Source organism: Acidithiobacillus albertensis (assembly GCF_001931655.1).
Lineage (GTDB): Bacteria > Pseudomonadota > Gammaproteobacteria > Acidithiobacillales > Acidithiobacillaceae > Acidithiobacillus > Acidithiobacillus thiooxidans.
This window is the reverse complement of record NZ_MOAD01000001.1, coordinates 1,810,953-1,837,124: the sequence shown is the minus strand read 5'-3', so window position 1 is coordinate 1,837,124 and position 26,172 is coordinate 1,810,953. Positions and strand designations below refer to the sequence as shown.

The following is a 26,172-nucleotide window of genomic DNA, read 5'->3' as shown; positions in this document are numbered from 1 at the left end:
TTGCCCCGTCTTTCCGTGCTGATCTCTCTGACCGCACTTGCCGCCACCGCCACACCCATCTTTCCCAATTTTTTCGCCTTGTTACAGGCTATGGAAAGTTTGCCAATCATCTGGATGCCTTTGTTATTGCTGGTCCTGCTCCTTTGGGGGTGGACCGTAGGGCGGCTTTTGCAGGATTTACTTTTCGGTATATACCATGGCGATGCGGTGCATGACTTGAGTGTGGCTGGCACCTGGTTGGGTGGGCTGACTTTGGGGGTATTTGCTTTGGTCGGAATCTTCTGGGGGGGCATATGGATCATCAACTGAATTTAGGTGATCGTCTGAAAGTACGGACGATGATTTATGTGGCCAGCGAGCCCATTCCACGGTTTTGGCCAATGCGCACCTTCATTCACCATAACCCGCTGTTTGGGCTGGAACACCTTCCTTTTGAAGAGGCGGTGGAAGAAGCGGGCCGATTATTTCACGGACGCGGATATCTTTCCCGCAGTGAATATCAGGAATATTGGCAGGCCGGGAAAGTCGATGAAAATGCACTGCGCAAATATCTCCATGTTTTTCTCGAAAAACACGCCGAGACTCTGCCCGGAATTTCCATGGAGCATTGGCTCTGGTCCTTGCTGACGCGTTGCCAGAACGAGCAGATGGTCCCGAGGACGGATTGGCTCGATGGACGAATTCTGCATGCAGTTCTCCATGGACAAGCGCCAGATCAAGACGACGAAACCCAAAAATACCGCCTGCAAGACATTCTCAGCCATAAAATAGCCCTGGACGGGCCAGTTTATGCCAATGTCGATCGTCTGTTCGGGACAGACATTGGCAGTACCCTGGATGATCTGCTGGTAAAAAGCTGTCTGGACTTTTTTGATGAAGGTCAGTCAGCCTGGCAGTCGCCGGGACGCAAGCAGGGATTTTTTGCTGCATGGAAAGAAGTGGCTCAGCATAATGTGCGCTTTTTCCTGCGTGGACTGCATTTGCGCAATCTTCTGGACTCAGAAGCGACGCCTGAAGGCGTAGTGGCGCATATTCTCCGGGATCTGAAAGTTCCCGAAGCATCCTGGCAAAAATATATTACCCGGCAATTGACGCGTTTGCATGGTTGGGCGGGTTTCATCCGCTACCGGAGTACAGCCAAACACTATTACTGGGCAGAGCAGTATCCGGCGGATCTGACGGATTTTCTGGCCGTACGCATGGTTCTGGGTATGGCGTTGCTTCAGGAGGCGGTCAGGCACCATGCTTGTCCGGCTAATGCCGAAGAAATTCAGGATGTTGTCCATGCGGATCCTTTTTCTGCCTATTTGCGTCTGGAGTTGTACACGGGGTCCATTTTACCCGCCTGGGCACAACAGGTAGAAGATGTATTGGCACGGCGCAAACGCTCTGGTTTTGACAAGATGGCGCAGCAGTACATTACTGCTAAGTCGCGTTGGGAAGCGGAACGTCAGGTTAAAAATCTGCAGCGACTGGCTAAAGCCATGGGCGCAGCAGCGGAAGCGGAGCTGTTGGCGATGACGCCTGATCAGCTCGACAGGTTTTTGGAGATTATGCGGGCCTGGGAAAAGCAGGAAGGCTTTACCTGGTTGCGTTCCATGGAGTCTCACTACATCAAGGATCTGGTCAACCGGATCCATATTCCGCAGGCGCCTGCAGCAGCGGAGGAGAAACGGCCTTTTGCCCAGGCATTGCTTTGTATTGATGTGCGTTCGGAACCCATGCGCCGGCACCTGGAAGCGATTGGTGATTATCAGACTTTTGGAATTGGTGGGTTTTTTGGGGTGCCGATCAGCTTCCTGGAGTATGGTCGCGGCACTGAAGTGCACCTTTGTCCGGCGATTCAGACCCCCAAAAATCTGGTGCTGGAAATCCCCGCCGAACTGGAACTGGAAGAAGAACCGCTTTATGGTGCTCTTGAGCATGTGCTTCATGAGCTAAAAAGTTCGGTGTTGTCCCCATTTGTGGCAGTAGAAGCCGTGGGTCTCATTTTCAGTCTGGGCCTGATTGGCAAGACCGTCGCACCGCTGACTTATCATCATCTCCATCACAAGCTGCATGCTGAAAAGCCGGTAACGCGACTGCTCCTGGACAAGCTCAGTCCGGATCAGGCGGATTCCATTTTGCGGGCTGTGCAGCGGGCGATGATTGTCCGGGCGTTGATCAAGGAATGGAATGTTCCGCGCGATCAGGTGACGGACGACGATGTCAAAGAGTTGCGCGAAATTGCTTTGGAACATATCTCTGGACCCAGTGCACTGGCCCAACGCCGCAATTTGTCTGCTCAGCAGGAGTCTGAATTCATTCAGAAATTGCGTGACATATATCGGGTCGAACGGCATGAAACCAGTTTGCAGATGGAGCGACTGGGCCGCATTGGTTTCAGTCTGGATGAGCAGGTCCGCTACATTTCTCAGGCTCTGCTGCTGATTGGTATGAATCGTAATTTTTCGCGCTTTGTGCTGTTGGTTGGGCATCAAAGCGAAACCGAAAACAATCCCTATGAATCGGCTCTGGATTGTGGGGCCTGTGGAGGTGGCAAGGGGCTACCCAATGCCCGGGTATTTGCGGCTATGGCCAACAAACCCGAGGTACGCCGGCGTTTGCGCGACAAGGGAATCATCATCCCTGACGATACCTGGTTTATGCCGGCCGTGCATAACACCACTTCAGACGTGGTGGAGCTGCATGATGTGGACTTGTTGCCAGCAAGACATCTGCTCTATCTGGAGCGTTTGCAGAATGGCTTGTCAGCAGCTACCCGTCGTTCTGCTGCAGAACGCATGCCACTGCTCGGAGGAAATGCCAGGTTGGCCCAGGACCCCTACGCAGCGGCGGCCATGGCTCAGCGCCAAACCCACGACTGGTCTCAGGTCCGTCCGGAGTGGGGCTTGACCCGCAATGTCTATGCGATTGTTGGCCGACGGGAATTGACCGAGGGTCTGGATCTGGAAAGCCGGGCTTTTCTCCATTCCTACGATTACCGCCTGGATCTCAAGGGCCGTCTTCTGGAAACCATTCTTTCCAGTCCCATGGTGGTGGGTGAATGGATTAATCTGGAACATTATTTTTCCGTTGTGGATACGGAGCACTATGGTAGTGGCAGTAAGGTATATCACAACGTGGCGGGGCGCTTTGCAGTGATGACCGGCAACCAGAGTGATTTGCGTACAGGGCTGCCTACCCAGACCGTCCTCAAGGATGGTAAGCCTTACCATGAGCCGGTGCGCTTGATTGTGCTGGTCGAAGCTCCGGTCGCTTTTGCCCAGAGATCCGTGGGTAACCTGGTTAAAATCAAGGCGCTGCTGGGTGGGGGTTGGGTCCGGGTCATCATCATGGATCCGGAAGATGATTATCGCGCCTATGTCCTCGAAGATGGTGCCTTTCACTTGCAAGAACGAACCGAAACCCCTGACAGACAGACCCTCCTGGAGGAAATCGCATGAACACACTGAATTTGAGCCCTTTGAAAAAGCTGGAAATCATCATGGAGGGCGCGCACAAGGATTTTGCCACGGATCTTCTCGACAGGGCCGGGGTGAAAGGTTATACCATTGTCGGTAATTTGTCTGGAAAAGGCAGTCACGGCATTTATGAAGGACACGTCATGTTCAATGAAGATGACGTGCTGATCATGATTATAGTGGCTGTTCCCGAAGAGTTGGTGTCTCCTATTCTGGAAGGCTTCGCGCCATTTTTTGAGAAACATACCGGTGTTGTGTTTGTTACAGATATCCAGGTCAGTCGGCTGGTGAAATTCAAGAATTAATATCAAGAGGTGTTACGGTGAACAGTGATTCAAAAGAACAGTACCTGATTGAGAAAGAGCCGTATTACAAGGAAGTCCATGATGAAATTTCCCTGTATGAAGCGGCTTACGCGGCCCGTCTGCCAATGATGGTCAAGGGCCCGACCGGTTGCGGAAAGTCCCGTTTTATTGAATATATGGCGTGGCGCCTGAAGCGGCCACTGATCAGTGTGGCTTGTAACGAGGACATGACGGCTTCAGACCTGGTAGGGCGGTTTCTGCTGGACAAGGATGGTACCAAATGGCAGGACGGTCCTCTGACCACCGCTGCGCGTATAGGGGCCATCTGTTATCTGGATGAAATTGTCGAGGCTCGTCAGGATACGACGGTGGTGATTCATCCTCTTACGGATCATCGGCGCACACTTCCCCTGGATAAGAAGGGTGAGCTGATTCAGGCCCATCCTGATTTTCAGCTGGTGATTTCCTTTAACCCCGGCTACCAGTCTTCCATGAAAGATCTGAAACAATCCACCAAGCAGCGTTTTGGGGCTTTGGATTTTTCCTATCCGGAACGGACGATTGAAGTGGAAATTGTGGCTCATGAGTCGGGTGTTTCGGAAGATATGGCGGAAAAGCTGGTTTCCATTGCCGAGCGTTCGCGCAACCTCAAGGGTCACGGTCTGGATGAAGGCTTGTCCACACGTATGCTCATTTATGCCGGTGCGTTGATACAGAAAGGTGTGGCACCCATTGCGGCCTGCAGCATGGCCCTGGTGCGCCCGATTACGGATGATCCGGATATGCGTGACGCCCTGGATGCGGCCGTCGGTACTTTTTTCTAACCTGAAACGGCGCGGGCCAGAGTTGCTGCAAAGCCTCCAGGCCCGCGACCATTTTGAGGACTGAAAGCTTCATAAAAAGCTGTGGTGAATTGGGCTTCTCCCATTCGCCACGGCTTTTTAGCTTTGAACCCGGCCGAATCTAGCCCTGGTTTCTGTCCTGACGCAACCACTCCGTACTTTTGATCAGCATTCGATGGATGGAAAGTCCCTTATTGTAGGCGTGTACCTCATGCAGGGGTATCCAACGCAAGGCATGGGACTCACTGTTTCCATCCAGGGGGATACGATCATCTATTTCTACCAGAAATCGAATATCCAGATGCTGATGGGCTGGCTCGCTGCCATGCCGGCGAGTCCGGTGAATATCCACATCAAAGATGCTTGATTGCAGCAAGCGGATATCTGTCTCTGCAACCCCGGTTTCTTCGCTGCACTCCTTGAGCGCCACGGCGAGGACATTTTCATCACCATCCGCATGTCCTCCCGGCTGAAACCATTGCTCCAGTTTCCGGTGGAGCATAAACAGCGTAGCGGTACGGGCAGGGTTGAGAATCCAGGTGGAAGCGGTAATGTGCAGGCCGCTGCCTTCCCGAAAAAAGCAATCCGGATCGCTTTGCAAAAGAACGCAACCCCGACGGGCATAAGCCAGCTCTTCCATATAGTGACTACGATACTGGCAGAGCTGGGTTTGCAGGGTTTGCCGATTCATCTGCATCAAGTCCAGGAAGGGTTTTCCACAGCGTGGATGGCGGCGGCTGCGGCTTCATCCACGTCCGCTTCCTTTCCGGCAATGGTCAGGCGTCCGTAGGCACCCACGGCACGCACATCGACCAGCGTGATATTGGCAGCTTTTTCCGCCTGATTGGCGGCATATATGACGTAACCGGCCGGATCAGTTTCCAGAATGAACATGCTTTGCTCCGGAAGAATCATGGAGCCGCGCCGCCCCTGGCGGTTTATGAGTACGGTGTGATCCGGCATCATTCCACGGATGATTTCTTTCCAGGTGATTTTGCAGGCGGTACGATCCTGCTGACTGGCACCCATGCGCTGCAAAACCACTCGACCAGCCTCCCGTACATCACTCTGGTCACGATGATGAACGACCATCGCTCCAAATTCGCGTTCAATGACCTGCTGGGAAAGATGCACGCGAGTAGCTTTCAGGGCAATGTCCGTGAGACGGTGAATCGCCATGGCAGGGGAAACTTCAATCCACAAGGCCGCATCGCCGGGCACAGGAAGAAAGCCCTGGGAGACCGAGGCCATATATGCAGCGAGTTGCGGTTGTAGGGAGTCTATGTAGACGTAAGTGCGAAGTTGAATCATGAGCCATGGTTCGAATATAGTCGAACGATTATAGCGGGATTTACCGCTACGCTCCAGTCCATTTCATGTTGATCAGATGAGGTTGATAGTATTGGGAAAGCATCGCCTGCGGCGCTGGGCTCTGGATATTGTGCTGATGGTGTTGGTCGTGGCCGGAGTATATGTATGGACACAATGGCGCGGCGCAAGTGATGTTGCTACCCCTGCCACATTACCGGTTTTGACCCTGCAAAAGCTGGATGGGCAGTGGGTACAGTATCATCCCGGAGCAAATCAGGTGACCCTGATCAATTTCTGGTCTACGGATTGCCCTCCCTGCATTGCCGAAATCCCCGCTCTCAACTGGCTCCAGCAATGGTTTGGGGGTGCTGGATTCACGGTGCTGGGTGTGGCTGTTGCCGGAAACACGCCACAGGCCATCGCAGCGGCACGCGCCAGCTTTGCTATGGATTATCCTCTCTATGCGGATAAAAATGGAGTGGCCGCACAAATTCTGGGTGGCGTCACTCTGACCCCTACCTCCTTGCTGATCAACCCCAAGGGGCAGATCGTAGGCCGTTATGTAGGGGCTATTTCCCTGCCCGTTGTCGTCTGGCGATTACTTTGGATGTCCCATCATTAGCGATGTATGGCTCTTTCCCTGTGGGCGCGTTGCCGGATAGAGAGGTGCCAGAGCTTTCGCCTCTGCTGCTAATGGCTGCTCCAGCGGGCAAGCCGGCCGCCGGTGATATTGGGCATACAAACGCTCCCAATCCCGACGTGTTTCAGCAGGTTTGGCGCAGGCCAGCGCCAGCATCCCAAAACCATCATCATCCCAGCCACAATCACCCAGCACGGCTTCCGGCCAGCGTTGCATGTAGGCGTCGCGCATCAGATTTTTACCTAATTCTGCCAAATCCTCAGCAACGCCCCGGGCCAGCGCCCGCTCTTTCCATTCGTCCCATTCAAATAACATTTCCTGTGTGGCAACCATAGAACACTCTCCCGTTGTGCAATTTCATGAATGCACCCTTATTGGATGGGGTGCTTTTGGGCTACGACCCTTTGGGTATAGTTCAGCTTGGGAGTGCTGTCAATAATTATATTCATATGCTTATATGCTAAAGTTACGCTTCTCGATGCTTTTCTGTCCTTGTGCTAGGTTAAGCGGGTATTATCCTGAAGATGGCAGCGGGCCTGCAGGCTTTTTGCTCCAACGTCCCTTGTCTGTTGTTCTAAGGCTCATCCTGCTGTCAGGAGAGAACTCGCCCTTTGGGCTCAAACAGCTCTCCTGACGGGCGCAGGATTTCGCCAAGAACAACAACGGCGCGGGCCAAAGTCGCTGCAAAGCCTGCAGGCCCGCTGCCGTCTTTGGGGTTACAGTGGCATCTGGCAACGGAGTGGTACACATGATTCGTAGTATGACGGGGTTTGCCCGCAGTGAAAGGCATGGAGACTGGGGCACGCTGGTCTGGGAGTTGCGTACGGTTAACCACCGTTACCTGGATATCAGTTTACGGTTGCCGGAAGGTTTTTCCGTGTATGAAACGGCGATCCGGGCACGCTTGCAAAAATCCCTGCAGCGCGGAAGAGTTGATGTCTGGCTGCGCTTTCAGGCTGTTGAGGGTGGGGGATTGCGCCTCAATCGTGATCTGGCGGAAGAATTACAGACCATTTACAGTGAATTGCTGCAGTGCTGGAATCTGCGCGAGATGGCTTTGAATCCGCTGGACGCCTTGCGTTGGCCTGGGCTGGTGCAAAGCACCGGCACGGACAGCGCTGTTCTGGAAGAAGAAGTGTTGTCATTGCTGGACAGTACCATTGCAGAATTGCAGGCCACCCGGGAGCGTGAGGGAGCAGCTCTGGCGCAGATGCTATTGAGTCGGGTGGACGCTATTGGCGAACAGACCCGCGCTTTGCGGGCGCATCTTCCGGAACTGGAAGAGGCGGTGCGTAATCGCTTGCAGGCCCGCCTTGCTGACCTGACCATTCAGGTGGATCCGCAGCGTTGGGAGCAGGAGATTCTGTTTTATCTTCAGCGTCAGGATACGGCAGAAGAGCTGGATCGGCTGGATACGCATCTGCAGGAATTAAGACGGATACTGACCCGCCGCGAAGCGGTTGGACGGCGTCTGGATTTTTTAATGCAGGAGTTGAACCGGGAAGCCAACACCCTGGCCTCCAAGGCCGCAGACAGTCAGGTGACTTTTGCTTCTGTGGAACTGAAGGTGTTGATCGAACAGATGCGCGAGCAGGTGCAGAATGTGGAGTAGAAAATCATGACGAGCAGCGCAGAACGCGGTATCCTGTGGATTATTTCGGCACCGAGCGGGGCGGGGAAAACCAGCTTGTCGCGAGCGCTGGTAGAGGCTGTTCCGCAGTTACGCACTTCGGTTTCCTACACCACAAGGCCGGCGCGGCCCGGAGAGGTGGATGGAACAGACTATCATTTCGTGGAAATGGCGCAATTCAGCGAAATGGCGGAGCGGGGCGAGTTTCTGGAATATGCCCGGGTGCATGGTAATGGTTATGGCACCGGTGAGCCCTGGGTCAAAAGTCAGCTGTTTGCAGGTATGGATGTGTTGCTGGAGATAGACTGGCAGGGCGCGCGTCAGGTCCGTGAACGTTTACCCGGACAGGCGGTCAGTATTTTTATTCTGCCGCCTTCACTGGATACCCTGGAAACCCGTTTGCGGGCGCGCGCCCAGGATTCCGATGAAGTCATTGCGCGGCGCGTGGCGGCAGCCCGTGAAGAGTTGCTGCATTATGACGAATTTGATTATCTGGTCGTGAATGACCAGTTTGAAACAGCACTGGCCGATTTGCGCAGCATTGTCCATGCGGAACATCTGCGTTTGGGCAGCCAACAGCATGCCCAGCATCAGCGTCTAAAAGATCTTTTGGGTATGATTTATTAACTATTGAATAAGGTAAGTAAAAATGGCGAGAGTAACTGTTGAGGATTGTCTGGAAAATGTCACCAATCGTTTTGAACTGACCCTGGTGGCGGCGCGTCGTGCCCGCCAGCTGGCTTCTGGAGCTATAGCCGGAGTGGAAGTAGGACGGGACAAAAACACCGTGGTGGCCCTTCGCGAAGTGGCGGCAGGCCTGGTAACCCGGTCCATTCTGGACGAGCAGATGCCACCCCCAATGCCCAATTTTCCGGGCGCAGCGGGTCGCGATTTAGCGGGAGCAGAGGATGCCTCCGGCGTCTGAATCGGTAGAGGCGGTTTCCGTCCCCGTATTGCCTTTGGCATCCGGGGTTGGTGAAGTATTGCGGTTACCACCGGTAAAGCCGGCACTGGACGATCCCTGTGCGCCTTTGCGGGCGTTATTACAGCAGTACATGACTCCAGAAGAAGTGGCTCGGGTCCGGGAAGCCTATGAACTGGCACTGGCAGCGCATGGCGAGCAAACCCGTCGCAGTGGCGAGCCCTATATTCATCATCCGGTAGCGGTGGCCTGTATTCTGGCAGAACTACAACTGGATATATTTACCGTGCAGGCGGCTTTGCTGCATGATGTCATTGAAGATTGTGGCATTAGCAAGGAAGCACTCGGCGAGCGTTTTGGCCCGGAAGTCGCGGAAATGGTCGATGGGGTCAGCAAGCTCGGTCAGGTCCGTTTCGAAACCCGGGAAGAAGCCCAGGCCGAAAATTTCCGCAAAATGTTTCTGGCCATGTCCCGGGATATTCGGGTAGTGCTGATCAAGCTGGCCGATCGTCTGCACAACATGCGGACGATGGGGGCCATGACTCCGGAAAAAAGACGGCGCATTTCCCGTGAAACCCTCGATATTTATGCGCCTATTGCCCAGCGTCTGGGGATTCATGCCATTCGTATCGAGCTCGAAGAGCTGGCTTTTTCCCATCTTTACCCCAAGCGCTGGCATACCCTCAACGAAGCCGTCAAGGCGGCTCGCGGTCATCGCAAAGAGGCCGTCCAGAAAATCGAGCAAGCTTTGCTGGACCGTCTGCATCAAGAGGGTTTTGAAGCACAGGTCAGCGGCCGCGAGAAGCATGTTTACAGCATTTATAGCAAGATGCAAAAAAAAGGGATGGCCTTCAGTTCCATTCTGGATTTGCACGCCTTTCGGGTGATCGTGGCGGATGTGGATACCTGCTATCGTGTATTGGGCATCATTCACAGCTTATATCGGCCGATTCCCGGGCGTTTCAAAGACTATATTGCGATTCCCAAGTCCAACGGCTATCAGTCTCTGCACACGGTGTTGCTGGGACCTTTTGGGCACCCTGTAGAAGTCCAGATTCGTACGGAAGATATGCACCGGGTGGCGGAAGCCGGTGTGGCTGCCCACTGGCTTTACAAAACCGGGATGAATCATGCCCATGCCGAAACCCAGGCCCGGGCCTGGCTGCAGCGTTTGCTGGAGTTGCAGACCCAGGGCGGCGATTCGCAGGAATTCCTCGAAAGTGTCAAGCTCGATCTTTTCCCTGATGAAGTATATGTGTTTACGCCCAAAGGAAAAATTCTCAGCCTGCCGCGTGGTGCCACGGCCGTTGATTTTGCCTATGCCGTTCATACGGATATCGGGAATCAGGCGGTTGCCGCCCGCGTCAATGATATGTATGTGCCCCTGCGCAGTCCTCTGAATAATGGTGACAAGGTGGATATTGTCACTGCCACTTCGGCGCATCCGCAGCCTGGCTGGCTGGACGTGGTCGTTACTGCCAAGGCCCGCAGCAGTGTCAGGGCCTATCTCAAAACCATTCAACGCGAAGACGCAGAAACCCTCGGTCGTAATCTGCTGGAGAAGGCACTGCAGAGTCTGGGTGGAAATTATCAGCAGTTGGCTGCGGCGGATTGGCAGCGCGTTCTGGGCACTTTCAATGTTCAGGAGGAAGGCCAGTTGCTGGCGGCTGTCGGAATGGGTGAATTATTTCCGCTGGTCGTAGCCCATAAATTGTTGCCGGAAGAAGATGACCGGGGACGTTTGGCGCAAACCGCGCGGCGTCTGGGGCAGGCGGTAAGCCAACTGCTGCCCAGCCGTCTGAATCGCGAGGTGGCGGTGAAAAAACCGTTGCTGATTCGCGGCACTGAAGGTTTGCCGGTGACCCTGGCGCGTTGCTGTCGGCCAATCCCGGGCGATCCCATTTTGGGCTTTATCAGCGCAGGCAAAGGGGTGGTTGTGCATACCCACGATTGTCATAACATTCGCGAATGGCGCAAGCGTCGTGATCGTTGGGTGGATGTGCAGTGGGACCCCGATGCTCATGGCGATTTCCCGGTGACTATCCGGGTGGTGGCAGAAAGTGCCCGGGGCGTTCTGGCCCGTATTGCCACCCTCATCTCCGATGAAGATTCCAACATCGACCATGTGGATATTGAGCCTCAGGATGGACTCTATACCGGAATCACCTTTACCATATTGGCCCATGACCGGGATCATCTGGCGAAAATCATGCGCAGTTTGCGGAGTTTGCCCATGGTTTCACGGGTACAGCGGGTCAAGAACTAATCCAAGGAGAAAACATGCCGACACCAGTACACAGTGATGCAGCACCCCAGGCTATTGGCGCCTACAGTCAGGCGATGACCCATAACGGTCTGCTCTACCTGTCGGGACAAATACCCCTGGATCCCGGCACCGGACAGATGGTGGAAGGGGATTTTTCATTGCAGATACGGCGGGTGCTGGACAACCTCAAGGCGGTTTGTGCGGCTGCTGGCACAGATTTGCAACAGGCCATCAAATTGCAGGTTTTTCTTACGGATCTCAGCAATTTTGCAGCAGTGAACCAGGCTTTGGAGGCGGAGTTTGCGCTGCCCTACCCAGCCCGGGCGGTGGTGCAGGTTACGGCACTGCCCCGGGGTGCCCAGGTGGAAATTGACGGTATTGTCGCCTTGGGGAAATCGGACTGATATGGAGCGCGCCGAACTTCTGGCCCAGCCGATGCGGGTTTTGCTGCAGGAACATCCGGTGCTGGTATCATTGCTGGAAGAGCGGGGAATTCATTGCGGTGAATGCTTTATTGCTGATCGCGAAACTCTGGCCGGGGTGGCGCGGATGCATGGGGTAGATCTTAACGAAATCCTGAACGAGTGGGCCCATCGCGAGGCTCTGCCGCACAGCGACTGAGCAGGTGCCTGCCTCCTCCGCTCCTCTCTACCTGCAAAGTTCGGTTTCGGCGCTGCGGGGCGTTGGTCCGGCCCTGGTTCAGCGCCTGCAGCGCATGGATATCTGGCGGGTCCAGGATGTGCTTTTCCATCTGCCCAGCCGCTACCAGGACCGGCGCCATCTTTTGCCCATCGGGACACTGCTGCCTGAACAGGAAGCTGCGGTGCTTGGCGAGATTACCCAGGTGGAACACTTGCGTGGGCGTCGCGATCAGTGGCTGGTCACCCTCAGTGACGGTACCGGACAACTGTATATCCGCCTTTTTCACATGCTCGCGCCGATGCGTGCCCAATGGCAGGAAGGCAGGCGCTTATGGTGTTTCGGGGAAACCCGTGCGGGTTACCAGGGTCTGGAAATGGTGCATCCTGAGTGGCAGATGGCCGACCAGCCGCAATTTGAGGCGCCGACCCACCTGACCCCTTTTTATCCCAGTACCCAGGGCATTACCCAGGCACAATGGCGGCGCTGGGTTGCCCAGGCACTGACCCTGGTGGATCAGCTCCCCGATTATCTGGCGAAATATTTAGGTCCGGCGTGGCCACCCCTGGGTGAGGGCCTGCGGCTTTTGCACGAAAGTGCAGAAGAAGTGCCGACGCCTGCGCATCCCGCCTGGCAGCGTCTGGCCTTGGAAGAACTGCTCGCCAATCATCTGGCTATTCGCTCTGCCCGTACGGCCGGTGATGAAACGGGTGCTCCGGTAATTAAAGCCAGTGGGAGTCTCTGGACGGCGTTTCTGAAACAACTGCCTTTTGCACTGACTGCCGCACAGCAGCGGGTCATTGCGGAAATTAACCAGAATATGGCTCAGGCCCGGCCCATGCGGCGTTTGCTGCAAGGCGATGTGGGCTCCGGCAAAACGCTGGTAGCCGCAGCGGCAGCATTGACGGCCGTGGAGCAAAATTACCAGGTAGCCCTGATGGCACCAACGGAAATCCTTGCCGAACAATTGTATGACCGTTTTGTGGAATGGTTGACACCCCTTGGTATTCAGGTGGGTTTTCTGGTGGGCGGGCTTGGTCAGAAAGCCCGCCGCGAAGTCCTGGAAAATTTACACAATCAACGCATCCAGATTGTCGTGGGAACCCAGGCACTTTTTCAGGATGAAGTAAAATTTGCCGGACTGGGTCTGGTGATTATTGATGAACAACATCGCTTTGGCGTGGATCAGCGCCGGCAGTTGCTGGAAAAGGGAACCATTCCTCATCTTCTGGTGATGACGGCGACGCCTATCCCCCGGACTCTGGCGATGACGGTCCATGCGGACCTGGATTTGTCGATTATTGACGCACTGCCGCCGGGACGCAGTCCCGTAGAAACCCTGGTTGTTGCCGATACCCGGCGGGCAGAGTTGATGACCCGCATGCAGCACCGATTGGCTGAAGGAGATCAGATTTACTGGGTTTGTCCACTGATTGAAGAATCCGAGATCCTGGCGCTGCAGGCAGCAGAAACCAGTTATGCCGATTTGCAGGCAGCCTTGCCGGAAGTTCCAATCGCGCTGGTACATGGGCGTCTGCCTGCCGCCGAAAAAGCGCGGGTCATGGCAGACTTCAAGGCGGGGAAAACCCGGATTCTGGTGGCGACCACGGTCATTGAGGTCGGTGTGGACGTGCCCAATGCCAGTCTGATGGTGATTGAGCATGCGGAACGGATGGGCCTCGCGCAACTCCATCAGTTGCGCGGCAGGGTAGGGCGTGGTCAACGGCAAAGTAGTTGCATACTCCTTTATCATCCGCCTTTGGGGGGAAAAGCCCGGGCGCGCCTGCAGGTCATGCGTGACAGTCGCGATGGCTTTGTGATTGCCCGCAAAGACCTGGAATTACGCGGCCCTGGCGAGTATCTGGGCACGCGGCAAACCGGATTGCTGCAGATGCGGGTGGCAGACATGATGCGTGATGAAGCGCTGCTGGCCGAATTGCCACGTCTCGCCACACAATTGCTGCACGAAAATCCAGAAGTCGTGCAGGCGCTGATTCAGCGCTGGTTGGGTAATCGTCTGGATTACAGCCAGGTGGGTTAAGTGAAAACATGTCGATTATCATGGACTTTGATGATCTATCTCGGGTATATTATGAAAGCATTAAAATGAAAAAACCAAGGAAGCAGGTGCATGGGTAATTTAAGAAAATGGTGGTGGCTGCTGGGCTTAATGGTTCTGTGGGGTCTGGATGGGTGTGCCCCCCATATTTCTGCGCCGCCCGTGCATTCTGTGGCCTATTATGCGGCGCAAATCAAGGCGCCAGTCATTACTCCTGTGGCTCCGGTGGTATCGCCGACAGTTTCTGCGTTTGCGCAGCAGCAACCCGTGCGGATAGTCGTCTCAACCACTGCGCATCTGCTGCGGATTTATCGGGGAGATACGCTCCTGGCTACTTACCCTGTGGCCATTGGCTTTAACGGTTCGGCACCGCGTCGTACCCGTGGTGATGATGTCACGCCGGTTGGTCATTATCATATTGGCTGGATTCTCCATGGCACCCAGTATGGCCCTTTCATGGGACTCACCTATCCCAACAAAGAAAATGCCGAGTGGGGATTGCAGGAGGGTATTATTACCCATAGCCAGTATCGCGCGATTGTGGACGCCATTGATGCCGGTCAGACTCCACCTCAAAATACTCCGTTGGGCGGCGAAATAGGCATTCATGGGATGGGTCCGCAGTTTTCTGATGATCCGGAAAGCAAGGTGTTTCCAGGTCGCTGGACGGCGGGCTGCGTAGCCTTGTCCAACTGGAATGCGCAACAAATTGCGGCGCTGGTACAGGTCGGTACCCCGGTGGAAATTGTGGGTGAGGTGAAGGGTTATCGACGTAATTTTGACCCGAAAGCAGAATTGGCATGGTCACAGTATCAGCACCGCAAGAGGGGCAGTGTTGATAAATCCCACAGCACGGCCAAGCACTTAAGCTCCGTTAAATACGCCCGGAATCCGGGTGCAAAAAAGTCTTCCGCTTCTTCCCCTGAAACAGATATGGACGTGCTTCTGGCCAGGCTGGGAAAAAATCAGTAACGCACGGTAGCCTAAGGAACTCTAGTGTGCGAGCTTCTGGCTGAGTTGTTGGGCGGCTTCCATACAATCACCCAGGGCGACACCGTCACTCCAGTTGGCGCGGAAATACAATCCAGGAATCTGCCGGGTTATTTTGGCGATGCGTTCCAGGCGAGCCAGGTGGCCCAGTTCATATTGGGGGATGGCTTCCGGCCAGTTTTGGCAGCGACTGAAGCTGGGTTCTCCTGCTATGCCCAAAATGGGTCGGATTTCGTGTAAAACGGTCTGGAGAAGGTCGCTGTCACTGCGACCCTGCAGAGGATTCTGGCTGCCGCCAATGAAGGCCGTCATCAGCACCTGCTCTGGAGCTGCGCGATCTGGAAACAGCGTGGAGGAGAACAGGACGCCCAGGGTTTCCAGACCCATTGTGCGGGGAATCAGCATGCCGAAACCATCCAGGGGATGCGCAACGCTGCTGCGTGGGAATCCCAGAGAAAGCGTAGTGACTGCTGGATAGCTGATGGCTTTCAGTTCTGCCGCCAGGGTTGGCTGCAGCGTTGCCAGCAGAGCCGCTGCTTTATGGGCAGGCAGGGACAGAATGATTTTTTCACTCCGCCAGCTTTGCTGTTGACTGAATACTTCCCAAGTTCCGTCCTCGTGTTGTTGCAGTAGATCTACCGGCGTGTTGCACTGCAGGGGTCCCTCCAGCCGTTCCGCCATGCGCAGGGGCAAGGCCTGCAGGCCATTGTGGAAAGAAACCAGACGTGGCTTGGTGGGGTTCTTACGGCCAGCAAGTGCGGCCCTGAATAGCGAACCATGTTCCTGTTCCATTTTGACCAGGCGCGGAAAAGTGGCGGCAACTGCCAGTCGTTCCGGATCCCCGGCAAATACTCCCGAAACAAAAGGATCAACCAGCCAGGTAAGTACTTCAGGACCCAGGCGGCGGCGTACAAATCCGGCGATGCTTTCTTCCGCTGAGGACTTGCCGCGCCCGCGAAAAGCTTCGCTGAGGAGGCGCAGGCGACCCTGCAGAGAGAGTAACTTTCCGCTGAATAGTACTCCCGGTCCGAGTGGGACCAGTTGGCGTTTGCGATTGAGTATGTAGCGCCTTTTGGCCAGAGGGTTGGCTTCGACGATTTCCTGTTGCAGTTGGAGTGAATCCATCAGTGCCGGAACTACCTGACCTTTGAGCATCAGCGAATTGGGTCCGGCATCCCGCAGAAAACCATTTTCTTTGATGCTCAGAAGATTTCCCCCGACTTGGGGTGCTGCTTCCAGCAGGCGTGACTGCACGCCCTGTTGCTGCAAAAAATAGGCACTGGCGAGACCGGAAAGGCCGCCACCGATAATGATGACTTTATCCAAGGGGTTTATTCCTTGCCCAGATAGTAAGGGCTTTGCAAATACCAGCTTTGAAAATGCCGTAATAATGCCACTAATACGGCAGTGACGGGTAGGGCAAGCAACAGGCCGATAAAACCGAACAACTCTCCTCCGGCCATCACGGCAAATATGACGGCCGCAGGATGCAGGCCGATGCGGTCTCCTACCAGATAAGGGGTAAATACCATGCTTTCCAGAATCTGTCCGATGAAAAATACCAATAATACCCAGGCAACCGAAAGCAGCGAACCGGTTTGCACATACATGGCGAGACTGGCCATGAGGACGCCGCTGATGACACCCAGATAAGGGACAAAACTCAGGATGCCGGCTATCAGACCAATGAGAATGGCGGTTTTAAGGCCGATGATGCTGAGACCAATGGCGTAGCTGCAACCCAGGGCGAGCATGACCAGCAGTTGGCCACGCAGAAAGGCCATCAGCATGGTGTCGGCATCCCGGCTCAAAAGACGTATCAAGGGTGCATGCTTTTGCGGAATCCACTGATCAATCCGGACCAGCAAACGCGGCCAGTCCCGTAATAAATAAAAACCCAGAACCGGCACCAGAATGATGCTTAATGCGCTGGTCAATAGCCCTGACCCGGAGCTCAACGCCACTTGTACGCCATGTCCCAGCCATGTGGCCAGTTTCTGGGCATTACTGGTGGCATAGTGGGAAACAGCGCCGCTATCCAGTTGAATACCCGTTGCTGCGGCAATTTGCGGGATCAAACGGCTTTGTAGTAATCCTCCATATTTTTGCAGATACTCCACAAAAAGCAGGGATTGATGCTTGATGACCGGTAACAGGGCCATGATGCTACCCGCAACAATCAGCAGGACAATCACAAACACCAACGTGGTGCCCCAACTGCGGCCAATGCGATGACGCTGGAGATAAGTCACCAGAGGGTTACCCAGATAGGCCAAAATGGCTGCCAGTAAAAAGGGGGTAAGAACGGGAGACAGACGAATCGTCAACCACCCCAGCAAAATCAAAATGGCCAGGAAAAAAAAGCGTTGCATGAATTGACGTATGCTCCGTGTGGATCAAGCCGCGAATTTGCAGAGTATATCAGTCGTGTAGGGTTCGGCTATGGGCGTTCTTGTCGATGCCGAGAATATCCATGAAGGTGGAAAGTACGCGGGATCTTTGCAGACTTTTGGGGACGGCAATATAGCTTCTCCAGACCGGGCTGGGGGCGGCTATGCGGATACCATGAAGTCCCCAATCCAGGCGTTTTTCAAAAACCGTTCGGGTGATGAAGCCTACTCCGAGTCCGGCTTGAACCATGGCGCCCACCGATTCCACATCAGCTACTTCCACGAAGCGTTGTGGCTGAATATCTCTGGCGTTAAAAACGCCTTCCATGATTTTGCGCACACCCGAGGAAGGTTCCCGCCAGATGATCGGATAAACCTGAAAATCCTGAATGGGAACTTCCGCGTGAATGGCGAGGGGATGGTCATGGGGCACGATGGCGATGATTTCATCCGCACACCAGGGCAGTTTTTCGTAGTAGGCGGGGAGGTTGGGAATATCCATATCCCCCTCAAAAAAAAGAATGTCAATTTCGGAAAGCTGAATATCCTGCCAGTAGGTCACGCCACTTTTGATATGCAGATTGATATCTGGATGATTGCTCTGAAATTTTTGCAGGTAGGCCGGGAGGAGATGGTTGGCGATCAGGCTGGTCGAGGCAATGCGCAAATCGCCACTTTGCAGGGATTGGCGGCGGATGACCTGACGTTCTATGTCGCTGATTTTGTCCCGGAGCTGGCGGATATCGGGCAACAGAACCTGACCGGCTTCCGTCAGGCGGATGCTGCCCCCCTCCCGGATATAGAGGGGCTCGCCGACTTCTTCCGATATTTTATGCAGACGTTCAGAAATCGCCGGTTGACCACGATGCAGGCGGGAGGCGACTTCGCTGACACTGCCGGTTTCGGCGAGCAGTAAGAGGGTCAGCCATTGTTCTGCGCTAATATTCATCAATTAATCCGAATCAATATTCAACTAAATCGATTTGTTTGAGTTTCAAGGATAGCGTACCGTCAAAACAAAACCATTTCCAAGAGTTGGTAATGCCGGAAAATACCCCAATTGCTCCTGAAGTTTTGACCCATGTAATCGAAAGAGAAGTAGGCGGATGGCAGGGCAGGCTGCGCCGCAACCCTTTATTCCATCTGTTGCTGGCCTTTTTTGTCGGCATTATTGCCGGGCTGGGGGCGGTGGCATTTCGGCGTCTCATCGGCCTGATGCACAACCTGTTTTTCTTTGGTCAGTGGTCCTTTTCTTTTAATGCACTGCAACATTCCGATGCCAGTATCTGGGGCGCTGGAATCATTTTGGCCCCCATTATCGGTGGTCTGATTGTGGTCTGGCTGGTGCGCAACTTTGCACCCGAGGCCAAAGGTCATGGCGTGCCCGAGGTGATGGATGCCATTTACTACAAGCGCGGGGTGATTCGCCCTGCCGTGGTCCTGATCAAGGCGCTGGCTTCGGCCATTACTATTGGGAGTGGCGGCTCAGTGGGCCGGGAAGGGCCCATTATCCAGATGGGCGCAGCCTTTGGGTCCAGTCTGTCGCAATGGTTGCGCTTGCATGAGTGGCAGCGTCTGGGCTTGATTGCTGCCGGTGCCGGTGCCGGAATTGCGGCCACTTTCAATACGCCGGTTGGCGGCATTCTGTTTGCGGTGGAATTGATGCTGGTGGAAGTCAGTGCCCGTACACTGGTGCCTGTCATGATTGCCACTGGAACGGCCACCTTTGTGTCCCGCCTGTTTCTGGGAAATCATCCTTCTTTTGTGATTCCTGCCAGCATTATTGCCAGTACAGCCCATGAAACGGCTGCCGATTATGTAGCGTATGTGGTTTTTGGATTGCTGGTAGGGGGCGTAGGTTTGCTGTTCACCAATACCCTTTACTGGACTGAAGACTTGCTGGAAAAATGCTTAAAAAATGCCTATCTGCGCACAATTTTGGGAATGGCTGCGGTGGGTCTGACCATGTATATGATCCAACGCTGCACCGGACATTATTATGTGGAGGGCGTGGGTTATGCCACGGTCCAGAATGTTCTGGAAAGTACCCTGCTGAATCCCGGCTTTCTGCTGCTGCTGTTGGTATTGAAGGTGTTTTCCTTTTCAGTCACTTTGGGTTCGGGAGGATCCGGCGGGGTTTTTTCTCCTTCCCTGTTCGTGGGAGCCGTGCTGGGGGGCGCTTTCGCAGCCCTGGTGAGTCAGTGGATTCCGGACTATCAGATGGGTATGGCGGTGGGAGCAGCACTGGGTATGGCAGGGATGGTCGGGGCATCTACCGGGGCCGCCGTCACTGGCGCCGTCATGATTTTTGAGATGACCAATGACTACCACATCATTATCCCGTTGATTGTGGTATCGGGCTTGGCTTTTGGTGTGCGCAGACTGTTTACCCGCGAGAGCATCTATACGCGCAAGCTGATCCGGCGGGGACATTTTATTCCTGAAGCCCGGCACAGCAATCTTTACCTGATGCGTCCTGCGGCGCAACTTATCGAAACGCCCATGGTACGCCTGCGCGGAGACCGGACATTGGAGGATTTGCAAAAAATACTCCTGCATCGTCGTGAGCTACCCCATGTGCTGATTATTGAAGGGACCATGCCTTTGGCGGTCATTCCTGCGCATCGGGTGGCAGAAATTCTGCGTCGGGAAATCCGCCATGTGCCCTTGAGTGATCTGGCCAGTACCGACTGGGTGGCGGTGCGTGATGACAGTCAGCTGTATGATCTGGTTGCTCGTCTGCGCGCCTGTGCCTGCGAGACGGCGCTGCTCTGCAAAAAGGATCCCCCCGAACATCATGAGGATGTGGTGGCTGTGGTGACCGTGGAAGATATTCTCAGTTATGCCTCTCTGCCTCAGGTCCTGCTGCGACCGGAGCGCGGTCCGCAATGAGTCGGGATACCGTACGATGAAACAGGCATGGACAAGCCTGCGCCGCACTCTCCATGATCGGCTTTCCCCGGTGGGTGAAGGGCCCGGCTTGATCCTTCTTGGTGCCTTTGTGGGCTTGTTAGCCGGTGGTGGTGCTTTGCTTTTCCATTATCTGGTAGCGCTGCTCCACAACCTGTTTTTTCAGGGAAGCTGGAGTTTTTATTACAATGAGCATTTGCCATCCACACCGTCGCTTTGGGGGCCGTGGGTGATTCTGGTGCCGGTATTGGGTGCTTTTCTGGTTACCATTCTGGTGCAACGGGTCACCACGGAAGTTGAAGGTGCAGGCGTCAGTCAGGTTATGGAGTCGGTGCATACGGATGGCGGACGCATACGCCCCATTATTGCCGTTTTGCGGCCACTGGCGACGGCGCTGACTCTGGGTTCGGGAGGCTCTGCGGGGCGCGAGGGACCCGCCATGCAGTTTGGTGCGGCAATGGGCGCATTAATGGGCCATGTGCTGCCCATGTCCGACAGTCGCCGTATTCATCTGGTGGGTTGCGGAGTCGGTGCGGGCATCGCAGCGGTTTTTAATGCCCCTCTGGGTGGCTGGTTTTTTGCCATGGAAGTCATTGTGCCCGACTGGCGCCCCTGGACGGTGTTATCCACGCTGGTAGCAACGGTTTCCGCGACCTGGATTACGGAAACCGGTCTGGGCAATTTTCATATTCTCGCCTATGTGCCCACACCGACACTTTCCGGGAGCCTGATGCTTCCGGCTTTTGCGCTGCTGGGCATTGTGGCGGGTTTGATGAGCTTTTTGTTCATACAGTTGCTGACCTGGACAGGGCAGACCAGCAAACACTACTTGCCCAATCCTTATTTGCGACACATGAGCGCCATGTTACTGGTGGGGTTGCTCCTGTATGGAATGTTCTGGTTTACCGGCCATTATTACCTGATTGGTGGCAGTTATTTTGCTATTTCGGAAATTTTGACCGGTCACTTACACCTGCTCGGCTTTCTGATTTTACTGTTGATTCTGAAGGGCGTTGCCACCAGCCTGACCATTGGTACGGGCGGTTCTGGCGGGATTTTTTCACCTTCCCTGTTTATGGGGGCGGCCATGGGTGCAGGCGTTGGTTATCTGGCAGAGGGCTTGCTGGGTTGGCATGGCAGTATTCCACTATTTGCCATGTGCGGAATGGCGGGGATGGTTGGGGCAAGTACCGGAGCCCTGATCAGTGCGCCGGTCATGGTGGTGGAATTGACGAATAATTATCATATTCTGCTCCCGGCCATGGTCACCTCACTGACGGCTTTTGCATTGCGCCGGGTGTTTCTGGAGCAAAGTATTTATACCTACCCGCTCTTCAAAAAGGGTCTGAATATTCCAGAAAATCATTATGTTGTCCAGGAAAAAATCCACCCGGATAAATCGTCCGATAAATAGCCAGCAAGGAGCCGTACATGAAAAACCCTGAAGCCGCACTCAATCAAAAGGAACGCCGAGCCGTATTTTCCCTGGCCGGAATATTTGGCCTACGATTGTTGGGACTCTTTCTGGTTCTCCCGGTGTTTTCTGTTTATGCCCATGGTTTACGAGGTGCCATGAATCATCCGGTGTTAATAGGTATTGCTCTGGGAGCCTATGGACTGACCCAGGCCTTTTTTCAGATTCCCTTCGGCAAACTTTCTGACAAATGGGGACGCAAGCCGGTCATTGCCATAGGGCTGCTGATTTTTGCCGTTGGCAGCACCATCGCTGCTACGGCGACCAGTATTGAATGGTTGTTGATTGGCCGTATTGTGCAAGGGGCTGGCGCAGTGGCGGCCGCCATTATTGCCCTGACCGCCGACCTAGTCCGGGAAGAACGCTGGACCAAGGCTATGGCGATTATCGGCATTACCATTGGCATCAGTTTCAGTATTTCCCTGATTCTTTCTGCACCGCTTGCAGGCTGGATTGGGGTGAGTGGCATATTCTGGCTCACTGCGGTCTTGTCCCTTGCCGCCATTGGCGTTCTTTACCTGGTGATTCCGGCGGTTCCCACCCGCTTTCATCGCGATGCGGAAATGAGCCCGGCCATGTTGGGCGAGGTGTTGCGCGATCCCAGTTTGTTGCGTCTGGATTTTGGCATTTTTTCCCTGCATACCGGACTCACGGCCATATTCGTGGTGCTGCCGCTGGTGCTGATTGATCCCCGGCATCCCCTGCTCAGCCTGAATGATCAATGGATGCTGTATTTGCCGGTCATGCTGTTCTCTTTTGTAGCCATGCTGCCGATGATTATCGTGGGTGAAGCCAAGCGGAAGCTCAAGGAAGTATTCATCATCGCCATTGCGATCTTACTGGTTTCGGTCATTTTGATGGCGCTGTCAGCTCATAATATCTGGCTGATTGCCGTAGCGCTTTTCCTGTTTTTCATGGGCTTCAATGTGCTTGAAGCCAGCCTGCCTTCGTTGGTCGCCAAATTCTGTCATCCCGGTGCCAAAGGTACGGCAACGGGTGTCTACACCACGTCCGAATTTCTGGGTGCTTTTTGTGGAGGCTTGCTGGGTGGTTTGCTGTATATTCCGGGGGCGCGTAATTACAGCGATATTTTCTGGGCGGTAGCCATTATTTATGCCATCTGGCTGGTGGTTGCCCTGACCATGCAAAGGCCCCGTTACCTGGCGACGCGGGTGTTTACCTTGACGGAATCTGCCGAGCGTCAGAGTAATCTGGAGACCCGTTTGCTGGCGCTTCCGGGTGTTGCTGAGGTGGCGGTATTCAAGGATGAAGGCGCGGTGTACTGCAAGGTGGACAGCAAAGTGTATGATGAGCAGGCAGTGATGGGGGTGCTGGCGGATACCTGAGCCGGATCCGACAGTTTTTTATAGTCAGAAACGGCCTTTGGCGGGGAGGTTTTTGCTCTAACATCCCTTTTGGGCTTATGAAATTGTTTTAGCTGTTTTCAGGACGAGGCACTATTTATCAACAAGGCATTGATAGCCTGCAAATCCGCCATATTGATTTGTCCGGAGGCCGCCTTGAGCTGCACCCGGGCAATTACCTGATTGTAGAAAGCGACGTTGTAGTCCTGCTCGGCCCGCACGTAGTCGGTGGCGGTGTGCAGCAGGTCGATGATGGAGCGGGTGCCCACTTCATAACCCTTGCGCGTTCCTTCCAGGGATAGTTTGGCAGAGTCTACGGTTTCTTTGGCGGCCTTGAGCTGCGCCACACTGTTTTTCAGATTGAGAAAAGCAGTTTGGGTGTTCAGAGTGACTTCATCGCGCACATTGGCAACATGGTCGACACTGGCTACGGTTTGCGCCTGGGCTTTTTGCACGGAGGCGGAAATATTGCCGCCTTCATACAGGGGGGCCGACAAGTTCAGGCTGACGCCGGCCTGATTCATGACCAGCCCCGGAAAGGGATTCCCGAGGGCATGCTGGGCTACGCCCTGCAGGTTGACCACCGGCCAGCGCGCGCGCTGATGGTATTGGACTTCCTGCTGGGCGGTATGGAGCTGGGCCTGGGCCTGATGCATCAGCGGCTGATCCTGAACAGCACTGTGCACCCAGCTCTGCATATCATCAGGCTGCGGACCCAGAGCCTGATAATGGCCCAGAGGCTCCAGCACGCCGATGGGATGATGGGTCAAGCGCTGTAACTGTTTCTCGGCGATCGCCACCCCGTTGCTGGCTTTGATGAGATCGGCTTCGGCGGCATCAACCCGGGCTTGGGCTTCACGCACGGCGATAATGTCTCCCGTGCCAATTTTCAGGGTGGCTTGGGTTTGCCGGTAAATGCTCTCCAACAGCGATTTCTGCTTTTGCGCCACCCGTTCCTGGGCCTGGGCTTCCAGTACCCCGAAATAGGCCGTGGCGACCTGCAGGGCGAGCTGCTGTTCGGTGTAGGTCAGGCCGGCAGCGCTGGCCTGTATGCGCGAGTCTGCCTGTTTCAGCGCCGTCCAGGCCTGGCCGTTGAATACGGATTGGGTGATATTGACGCTGTAGCTGTCGGACAAATAGGCGCGATTAATGTCGATATTGCCAAAGCCGGTAATGTCGGCGGTATTGAAGCCCACCGCTGCACCAACCCCCACATGGGGCAGCAAGGCTGAACGCGCCAGGGGCTTGTCCTGCATTTGTGCGGCCAGTTCGGCGCGGGCCTGGGCCAGTACCGGGTCGGTATGGTAGGCCTGCTGATAGGCGTCAATCAGGTTTTCTGCCCAGGCAGAACTGCTGCTCAACAGCAACGCAGCGGCAAGCAACGACAAAGCAGAACGATGGGCGTGCATGGACATTTCCTGAGCCTGAAGGAGATTCCAGACAATACCGACCGATCGGTCGGTAGTCAAGAGCTCGTGGGCAAAGGGCCTTTCATCGCTTATGCTACGAAGCTCTATTTGGCGATATTTTTGGCAGGATCATGACGTTGTCTCCCTTGGTTTGCTGTGCTTTGGCCTATCCCGATCGTCTTGAGAAGGTATTTGCAAGTCTTGCCGAAACAGATTGGTCGCAGTGGCTGGATAGTAGTGTCCGGACGCCAGGGCAGGGGAGATACAGCATTATGGTGACGCAACCGCGTCGCCGTATCTGGCAGCATCAAGGACAATTGTGGGTGGCCGATGGCAATCAGCCCGCACAGCTTTCGACATCTTCATTGTGGCAGGTCTTGCGGGAAAGTCTTGCCAATCTGCCTGCAACGCAGTTGCCTCAGGGCGAAGATCTGCCCTTTACCGGCGGGGTTCTGGGTTACCTGGCTTATGATTTTGCTTTGGCGGAGCAGGGGCTTGCAATGTCCGCGACTGCGACCTGGCCCGAAGCAGCCTTTGGCGTTTACGATACGGCCTTCATGGTTGACCATTTGGAGTCTTGTTCCTGGCTGCTTGCCCCGGAAGATCAGATGGCCAGTGTACGTTTACAATGGGAAGCCCGATTGGCGGCTGTCCGGGAGCCTTGTTCACCGTCAAGGTTTCAGACGCACGGAGCGGTGCAAGCGCAATGGTCTCCCGCCCAATATCACCAGGCTTTTCGTCAGGTGGAGGCTTATATTCACGCCGGTGATTGTTATCAGATCAATTTGGCACAAAAGTTTTCTGCCGCCTTTAGTGGCTCACCCTGGTATTTGTATCAGCACTTACGCTCACTCAATCCGGCAGCTTTTTCGGCTTATCTGCGCTTTCCCTGGGGGAGTGCATTGAGCTTTTCTCCAGAGAGATTGCTGCAGGTCCGCCAGGGACAAATGCAGGTTCGGCCCATCAAAGGGACACGGCCCCGCTCTGCAGATGCTGTGCAGGATATCCGCCTGGCCGAAGACCTGCTGCATAGCCCCAAGGATCGTGCGGAAAATGTGATGATTGTGGATTTGCTGCGCAATGATCTGGGTAAGGTGGCGAAAACAGGTTCCGTGCAGGTGATCCAGCTTTGTGGTCTGGAATCCAACGCCCAGGTCCATCATCTGGTCAGTGTGGTGGAAGCCCAATTACAGGATGGATTGGACCCCCTTCACGCACTGGCTGCCTGCTTTCCGGGAGGGTCCATCACGGGTGCGCCTAAGCGCCGTGCCATGGAAATCATCCATGAACTCGAAGCCGCATCGCGCGGCCTTTATTGTGGCAGCATCGGTTATATCGACCGCAGTGGAAGAATGGATATGAATATCGCCATCCGTACCATCACGGCCAGCCAGGGAGAACTGCAGTTCTGGGGAGGTGGAGGCATTGTCTCGGACTCTGTGGCTACTGCGGAGTATCAGGAAAGCCTGGACAAGGTGGCTTTGTTCCATCGGGAACTTGCAGCACTGCGCGGTCTCGCATAGAGTCCGACCCTTGATTCACTTTTGAAAGTCAGGC

General features: G+C 54.8%; 23 protein-coding genes and 1 pseudogene. 17 read left to right on the top strand and 7 right to left on the bottom strand.

Going from position 1 to position 26,172, the window contains the following annotated elements:
* The 4 genes and pseudogenes from BLW97_RS09555 to BLW97_RS09540 form a co-directional block, all read left to right on the top strand.
* Positions 1-309: pseudogene (locus BLW97_RS09555) on the top strand (hypothetical protein); the annotation flags it as partial.
* Positions 294-3,446 (top strand): DUF2309 domain-containing protein, encoded by a 3,153-nt coding sequence (locus tag BLW97_RS09550; protein WP_075323007.1) that lies wholly within the window; start codon positions 294-296, stop codon positions 3,444-3,446. The pseudogene BLW97_RS09555 and the gene BLW97_RS09550, both read left to right, overlap by 16 nt.
* Positions 3,443-3,769 (top strand): P-II family nitrogen regulator, encoded by a 327-nt coding sequence (locus BLW97_RS09545; protein WP_010637896.1) that lies wholly within the window; start codon positions 3,443-3,445, stop codon positions 3,767-3,769. The genes BLW97_RS09550 and BLW97_RS09545 overlap by 4 nt, the downstream gene beginning before the upstream one ends.
* A gap of 17 nt (positions 3,770-3,786) precedes the next feature.
* Positions 3,787-4,593: a CbbQ/NirQ/NorQ/GpvN family protein gene (locus tag BLW97_RS09540; protein ID WP_075323006.1), complete on the top strand. Its 807-nt coding sequence runs from the start codon at positions 3,787-3,789 to the stop codon at positions 4,591-4,593.
* A 139-nt stretch (positions 4,594-4,732) separates the two neighbouring features.
* On the opposite strand, the gene BLW97_RS09535 is transcribed toward BLW97_RS09540, so the two are convergent.
* The gene (locus tag BLW97_RS09535) at positions 4,733-5,302 is read right to left on the bottom strand and encodes an NUDIX hydrolase (RefSeq protein ID WP_024893628.1); all 570 of its coding nucleotides are present in this window, start codon (positions 5,300-5,302) and stop codon (positions 4,733-4,735) included.
* A 5-nt stretch (positions 5,303-5,307) separates the two neighbouring features.
* A complete protein-coding gene (locus BLW97_RS09530) occupies positions 5,308-5,922 on the bottom strand; it encodes a BMC domain-containing protein (RefSeq protein WP_024893627.1) in 615 nt (204 codons plus the stop codon).
* Between the two features lie 76 nt (positions 5,923-5,998).
* On the opposite strand from BLW97_RS09530, the gene BLW97_RS09525 reads away from it, so the two are divergent.
* Positions 5,999-6,544 carry a TlpA family protein disulfide reductase gene (locus BLW97_RS09525; protein ID WP_035217829.1) on the top strand — a complete coding sequence of 182 codons (546 nt, stop codon included), beginning with the start codon at positions 5,999-6,001 and terminating at the stop codon, positions 6,542-6,544.
* Here the strand turns inward: BLW97_RS09525 and BLW97_RS09520 are convergent.
* The gene (locus tag BLW97_RS09520; RefSeq protein WP_024893625.1) at positions 6,521-6,895 is read right to left on the bottom strand and encodes a hypothetical protein; all 375 of its coding nucleotides are present in this window, start codon (positions 6,893-6,895) and stop codon (positions 6,521-6,523) included. The genes BLW97_RS09525 and BLW97_RS09520 overlap by 24 nt on opposite strands.
* A 415-nt stretch (positions 6,896-7,310) precedes the next feature.
* Between BLW97_RS09520 and BLW97_RS09515 the strand changes: the two genes are divergently transcribed.
* The 8 genes from BLW97_RS09515 (at position 7,311) to BLW97_RS09480 (ending at position 15,050) form a co-directional block, all read left to right on the top strand.
* Entirely contained in the window at positions 7,311-8,174 is an 864-nt protein-coding gene (locus BLW97_RS09515; protein WP_075323005.1) for a YicC/YloC family endoribonuclease, read from the top strand.
* A gap of 6 nt (positions 8,175-8,180) precedes the next feature.
* Positions 8,181-8,819: a guanylate kinase gene (gmk, locus tag BLW97_RS09510; RefSeq protein WP_031570147.1), complete on the top strand. Its 639-nt coding sequence runs from the start codon at positions 8,181-8,183 to the stop codon at positions 8,817-8,819.
* 22 nt (positions 8,820-8,841) lie between these two features.
* Positions 8,842-9,117: a DNA-directed RNA polymerase subunit omega gene (gene rpoZ / locus BLW97_RS09505; protein WP_010637920.1), complete on the top strand. Its 276-nt coding sequence runs from the start codon at positions 8,842-8,844 to the stop codon at positions 9,115-9,117.
* A complete protein-coding gene (locus tag BLW97_RS09500; RefSeq protein WP_075323004.1) occupies positions 9,101-11,380 on the top strand; it encodes a RelA/SpoT family protein in 2,280 nt (759 codons plus the stop codon). The genes rpoZ and BLW97_RS09500 overlap by 17 nt, the downstream gene beginning before the upstream one ends.
* A 14-nt stretch (positions 11,381-11,394) precedes the next feature.
* Positions 11,395-11,784 carry a Rid family detoxifying hydrolase gene (locus BLW97_RS09495; protein ID WP_010637923.1) on the top strand — a complete coding sequence of 130 codons (390 nt, stop codon included), beginning with the start codon at positions 11,395-11,397 and terminating at the stop codon, positions 11,782-11,784.
* A 1-nt stretch (position 11,785) separates the two neighbouring features.
* Positions 11,786-12,001: a DUF1858 domain-containing protein gene (locus tag BLW97_RS09490; RefSeq protein WP_010637925.1), complete on the top strand. Its 216-nt coding sequence runs from the start codon at positions 11,786-11,788 to the stop codon at positions 11,999-12,001.
* Positions 12,002-12,005: 4 nt separating this feature from the next.
* Positions 12,006-14,060, top strand: a complete 2,055-nt coding sequence (gene recG / locus BLW97_RS09485) for an ATP-dependent DNA helicase RecG (protein ID WP_075323003.1) — start codon at positions 12,006-12,008, stop codon at positions 14,058-14,060.
* 90 nt (positions 14,061-14,150) lie between these two features.
* A complete protein-coding gene (locus BLW97_RS09480) occupies positions 14,151-15,050 on the top strand; it encodes a L,D-transpeptidase family protein (protein ID WP_024893621.1) in 900 nt (299 codons plus the stop codon).
* 21 nt (positions 15,051-15,071) lie between these two features.
* Here the strand turns inward: BLW97_RS09480 and hemG are convergent, their stop codons facing one another.
* From hemG to BLW97_RS09465, 3 genes are read right to left on the bottom strand one after another with little or no spacing between them, the layout of a single operon-like run.
* Complete coding sequence (gene hemG / locus BLW97_RS09475; protein WP_075323002.1) at positions 15,072-16,394, bottom strand: protoporphyrinogen oxidase; 1,323 nt, start codon at positions 16,392-16,394, stop codon at positions 15,072-15,074.
* 5 nt (positions 16,395-16,399) lie between these two features.
* Complete coding sequence (locus BLW97_RS09470; protein WP_075323001.1) at positions 16,400-17,440, bottom strand: AI-2E family transporter; 1,041 nt, start codon at positions 17,438-17,440, stop codon at positions 16,400-16,402.
* A 49-nt stretch (positions 17,441-17,489) separates the two neighbouring features.
* Positions 17,490-18,407, bottom strand: a complete 918-nt coding sequence (locus BLW97_RS09465; RefSeq protein WP_075323000.1) for a LysR family transcriptional regulator — start codon at positions 18,405-18,407, stop codon at positions 17,490-17,492.
* A 92-nt stretch (positions 18,408-18,499) separates the two neighbouring features.
* Here BLW97_RS09465 and BLW97_RS09460 point away from each other — a divergent pair, with 92 nt between their 5' ends.
* From BLW97_RS09460 to BLW97_RS09450, 3 genes are read left to right on the top strand one after another with little or no spacing between them, the layout of a single operon-like run.
* Entirely contained in the window at positions 18,500-20,350 is a 1,851-nt protein-coding gene (locus tag BLW97_RS09460; protein WP_075322999.1) for a chloride channel protein, read from the top strand.
* Between the two features lie 16 nt (positions 20,351-20,366).
* Positions 20,367-21,782: a chloride channel protein gene (locus BLW97_RS09455; protein ID WP_075322998.1), complete on the top strand. Its 1,416-nt coding sequence runs from the start codon at positions 20,367-20,369 to the stop codon at positions 21,780-21,782.
* Between the two features lie 17 nt (positions 21,783-21,799).
* A complete protein-coding gene (locus BLW97_RS09450; RefSeq protein WP_075322997.1) occupies positions 21,800-23,188 on the top strand; it encodes an MFS transporter in 1,389 nt (462 codons plus the stop codon).
* 98 nt (positions 23,189-23,286) lie between these two features.
* Here BLW97_RS09450 and BLW97_RS09445 read toward each other — a convergent pair whose 3' ends face one another.
* Positions 23,287-24,615 (bottom strand): TolC family outer membrane protein, encoded by a 1,329-nt coding sequence (locus BLW97_RS09445; RefSeq protein WP_075322996.1) that lies wholly within the window; start codon positions 24,613-24,615, stop codon positions 23,287-23,289.
* Positions 24,616-24,746: 131 nt separating this feature from the next.
* Between BLW97_RS09445 and pabB the strand changes: the two genes are divergently transcribed.
* Complete coding sequence (gene pabB, locus BLW97_RS09440) at positions 24,747-26,138, top strand: aminodeoxychorismate synthase component I (protein WP_075322995.1); 1,392 nt, start codon at positions 24,747-24,749, stop codon at positions 26,136-26,138.
* Positions 26,139-26,172: the final 34 nt, after the last annotated feature.

Coding starts and splice junctions, on each gene's coding strand:
- BLW97_RS09550 (WP_075323007.1), top strand. CDS start 294: ATGGATCATCAACTGAATTTAGGTGATCGTCTGAAAGTACGGACGATG.
- BLW97_RS09545 (WP_010637896.1), top strand. CDS start 3,443: ATGAACACACTGAATTTGAGCCCTTTGAAAAAGCTGGAAATCATCATG.
- BLW97_RS09450 (WP_075322997.1), top strand. CDS start 21,800: ATGAAAAACCCTGAAGCCGCACTCAATCAAAAGGAACGCCGAGCCGTA.
- BLW97_RS09535 (WP_024893628.1), bottom strand. CDS start 5,302: ATGAATCGGCAAACCCTGCAAACCCAGCTCTGCCAGTATCGTAGTCAC.
- BLW97_RS09480 (WP_024893621.1), top strand. CDS start 14,151: ATGGGTAATTTAAGAAAATGGTGGTGGCTGCTGGGCTTAATGGTTCTG.
- BLW97_RS09495 (WP_010637923.1), top strand. CDS start 11,395: ATGCCGACACCAGTACACAGTGATGCAGCACCCCAGGCTATTGGCGCC.
- BLW97_RS09465 (WP_075323000.1), bottom strand. CDS start 18,407: ATGAATATTAGCGCAGAACAATGGCTGACCCTCTTACTGCTCGCCGAA.
- rpoZ (WP_010637920.1), top strand. CDS start 8,842: ATGGCGAGAGTAACTGTTGAGGATTGTCTGGAAAATGTCACCAATCGT.
- BLW97_RS09525 (WP_035217829.1), top strand. CDS start 5,999: ATGAGGTTGATAGTATTGGGAAAGCATCGCCTGCGGCGCTGGGCTCTG.
- BLW97_RS09520 (WP_024893625.1), bottom strand. CDS start 6,895: ATGGTTGCCACACAGGAAATGTTATTTGAATGGGACGAATGGAAAGAG.
- BLW97_RS09460 (WP_075322999.1), top strand. CDS start 18,500: ATGCCGGAAAATACCCCAATTGCTCCTGAAGTTTTGACCCATGTAATC.
- gmk (WP_031570147.1), top strand. CDS start 8,181: ATGACGAGCAGCGCAGAACGCGGTATCCTGTGGATTATTTCGGCACCG.
- BLW97_RS09500 (WP_075323004.1), top strand. CDS start 9,101: ATGCCTCCGGCGTCTGAATCGGTAGAGGCGGTTTCCGTCCCCGTATTG.
- pabB (WP_075322995.1), top strand. CDS start 24,747: ATGACGTTGTCTCCCTTGGTTTGCTGTGCTTTGGCCTATCCCGATCGT.
- BLW97_RS09490 (WP_010637925.1), top strand. CDS start 11,786: ATGGAGCGCGCCGAACTTCTGGCCCAGCCGATGCGGGTTTTGCTGCAG.
- BLW97_RS09470 (WP_075323001.1), bottom strand. CDS start 17,440: ATGCAACGCTTTTTTTTCCTGGCCATTTTGATTTTGCTGGGGTGGTTG.
- BLW97_RS09455 (WP_075322998.1), top strand. CDS start 20,367: ATGAAACAGGCATGGACAAGCCTGCGCCGCACTCTCCATGATCGGCTT.
- BLW97_RS09515 (WP_075323005.1), top strand. CDS start 7,311: ATGATTCGTAGTATGACGGGGTTTGCCCGCAGTGAAAGGCATGGAGAC.
- BLW97_RS09530 (WP_024893627.1), bottom strand. CDS start 5,922: ATGATTCAACTTCGCACTTACGTCTACATAGACTCCCTACAACCGCAA.
- BLW97_RS09445 (WP_075322996.1), bottom strand. CDS start 24,615: ATGCACGCCCATCGTTCTGCTTTGTCGTTGCTTGCCGCTGCGTTGCTG.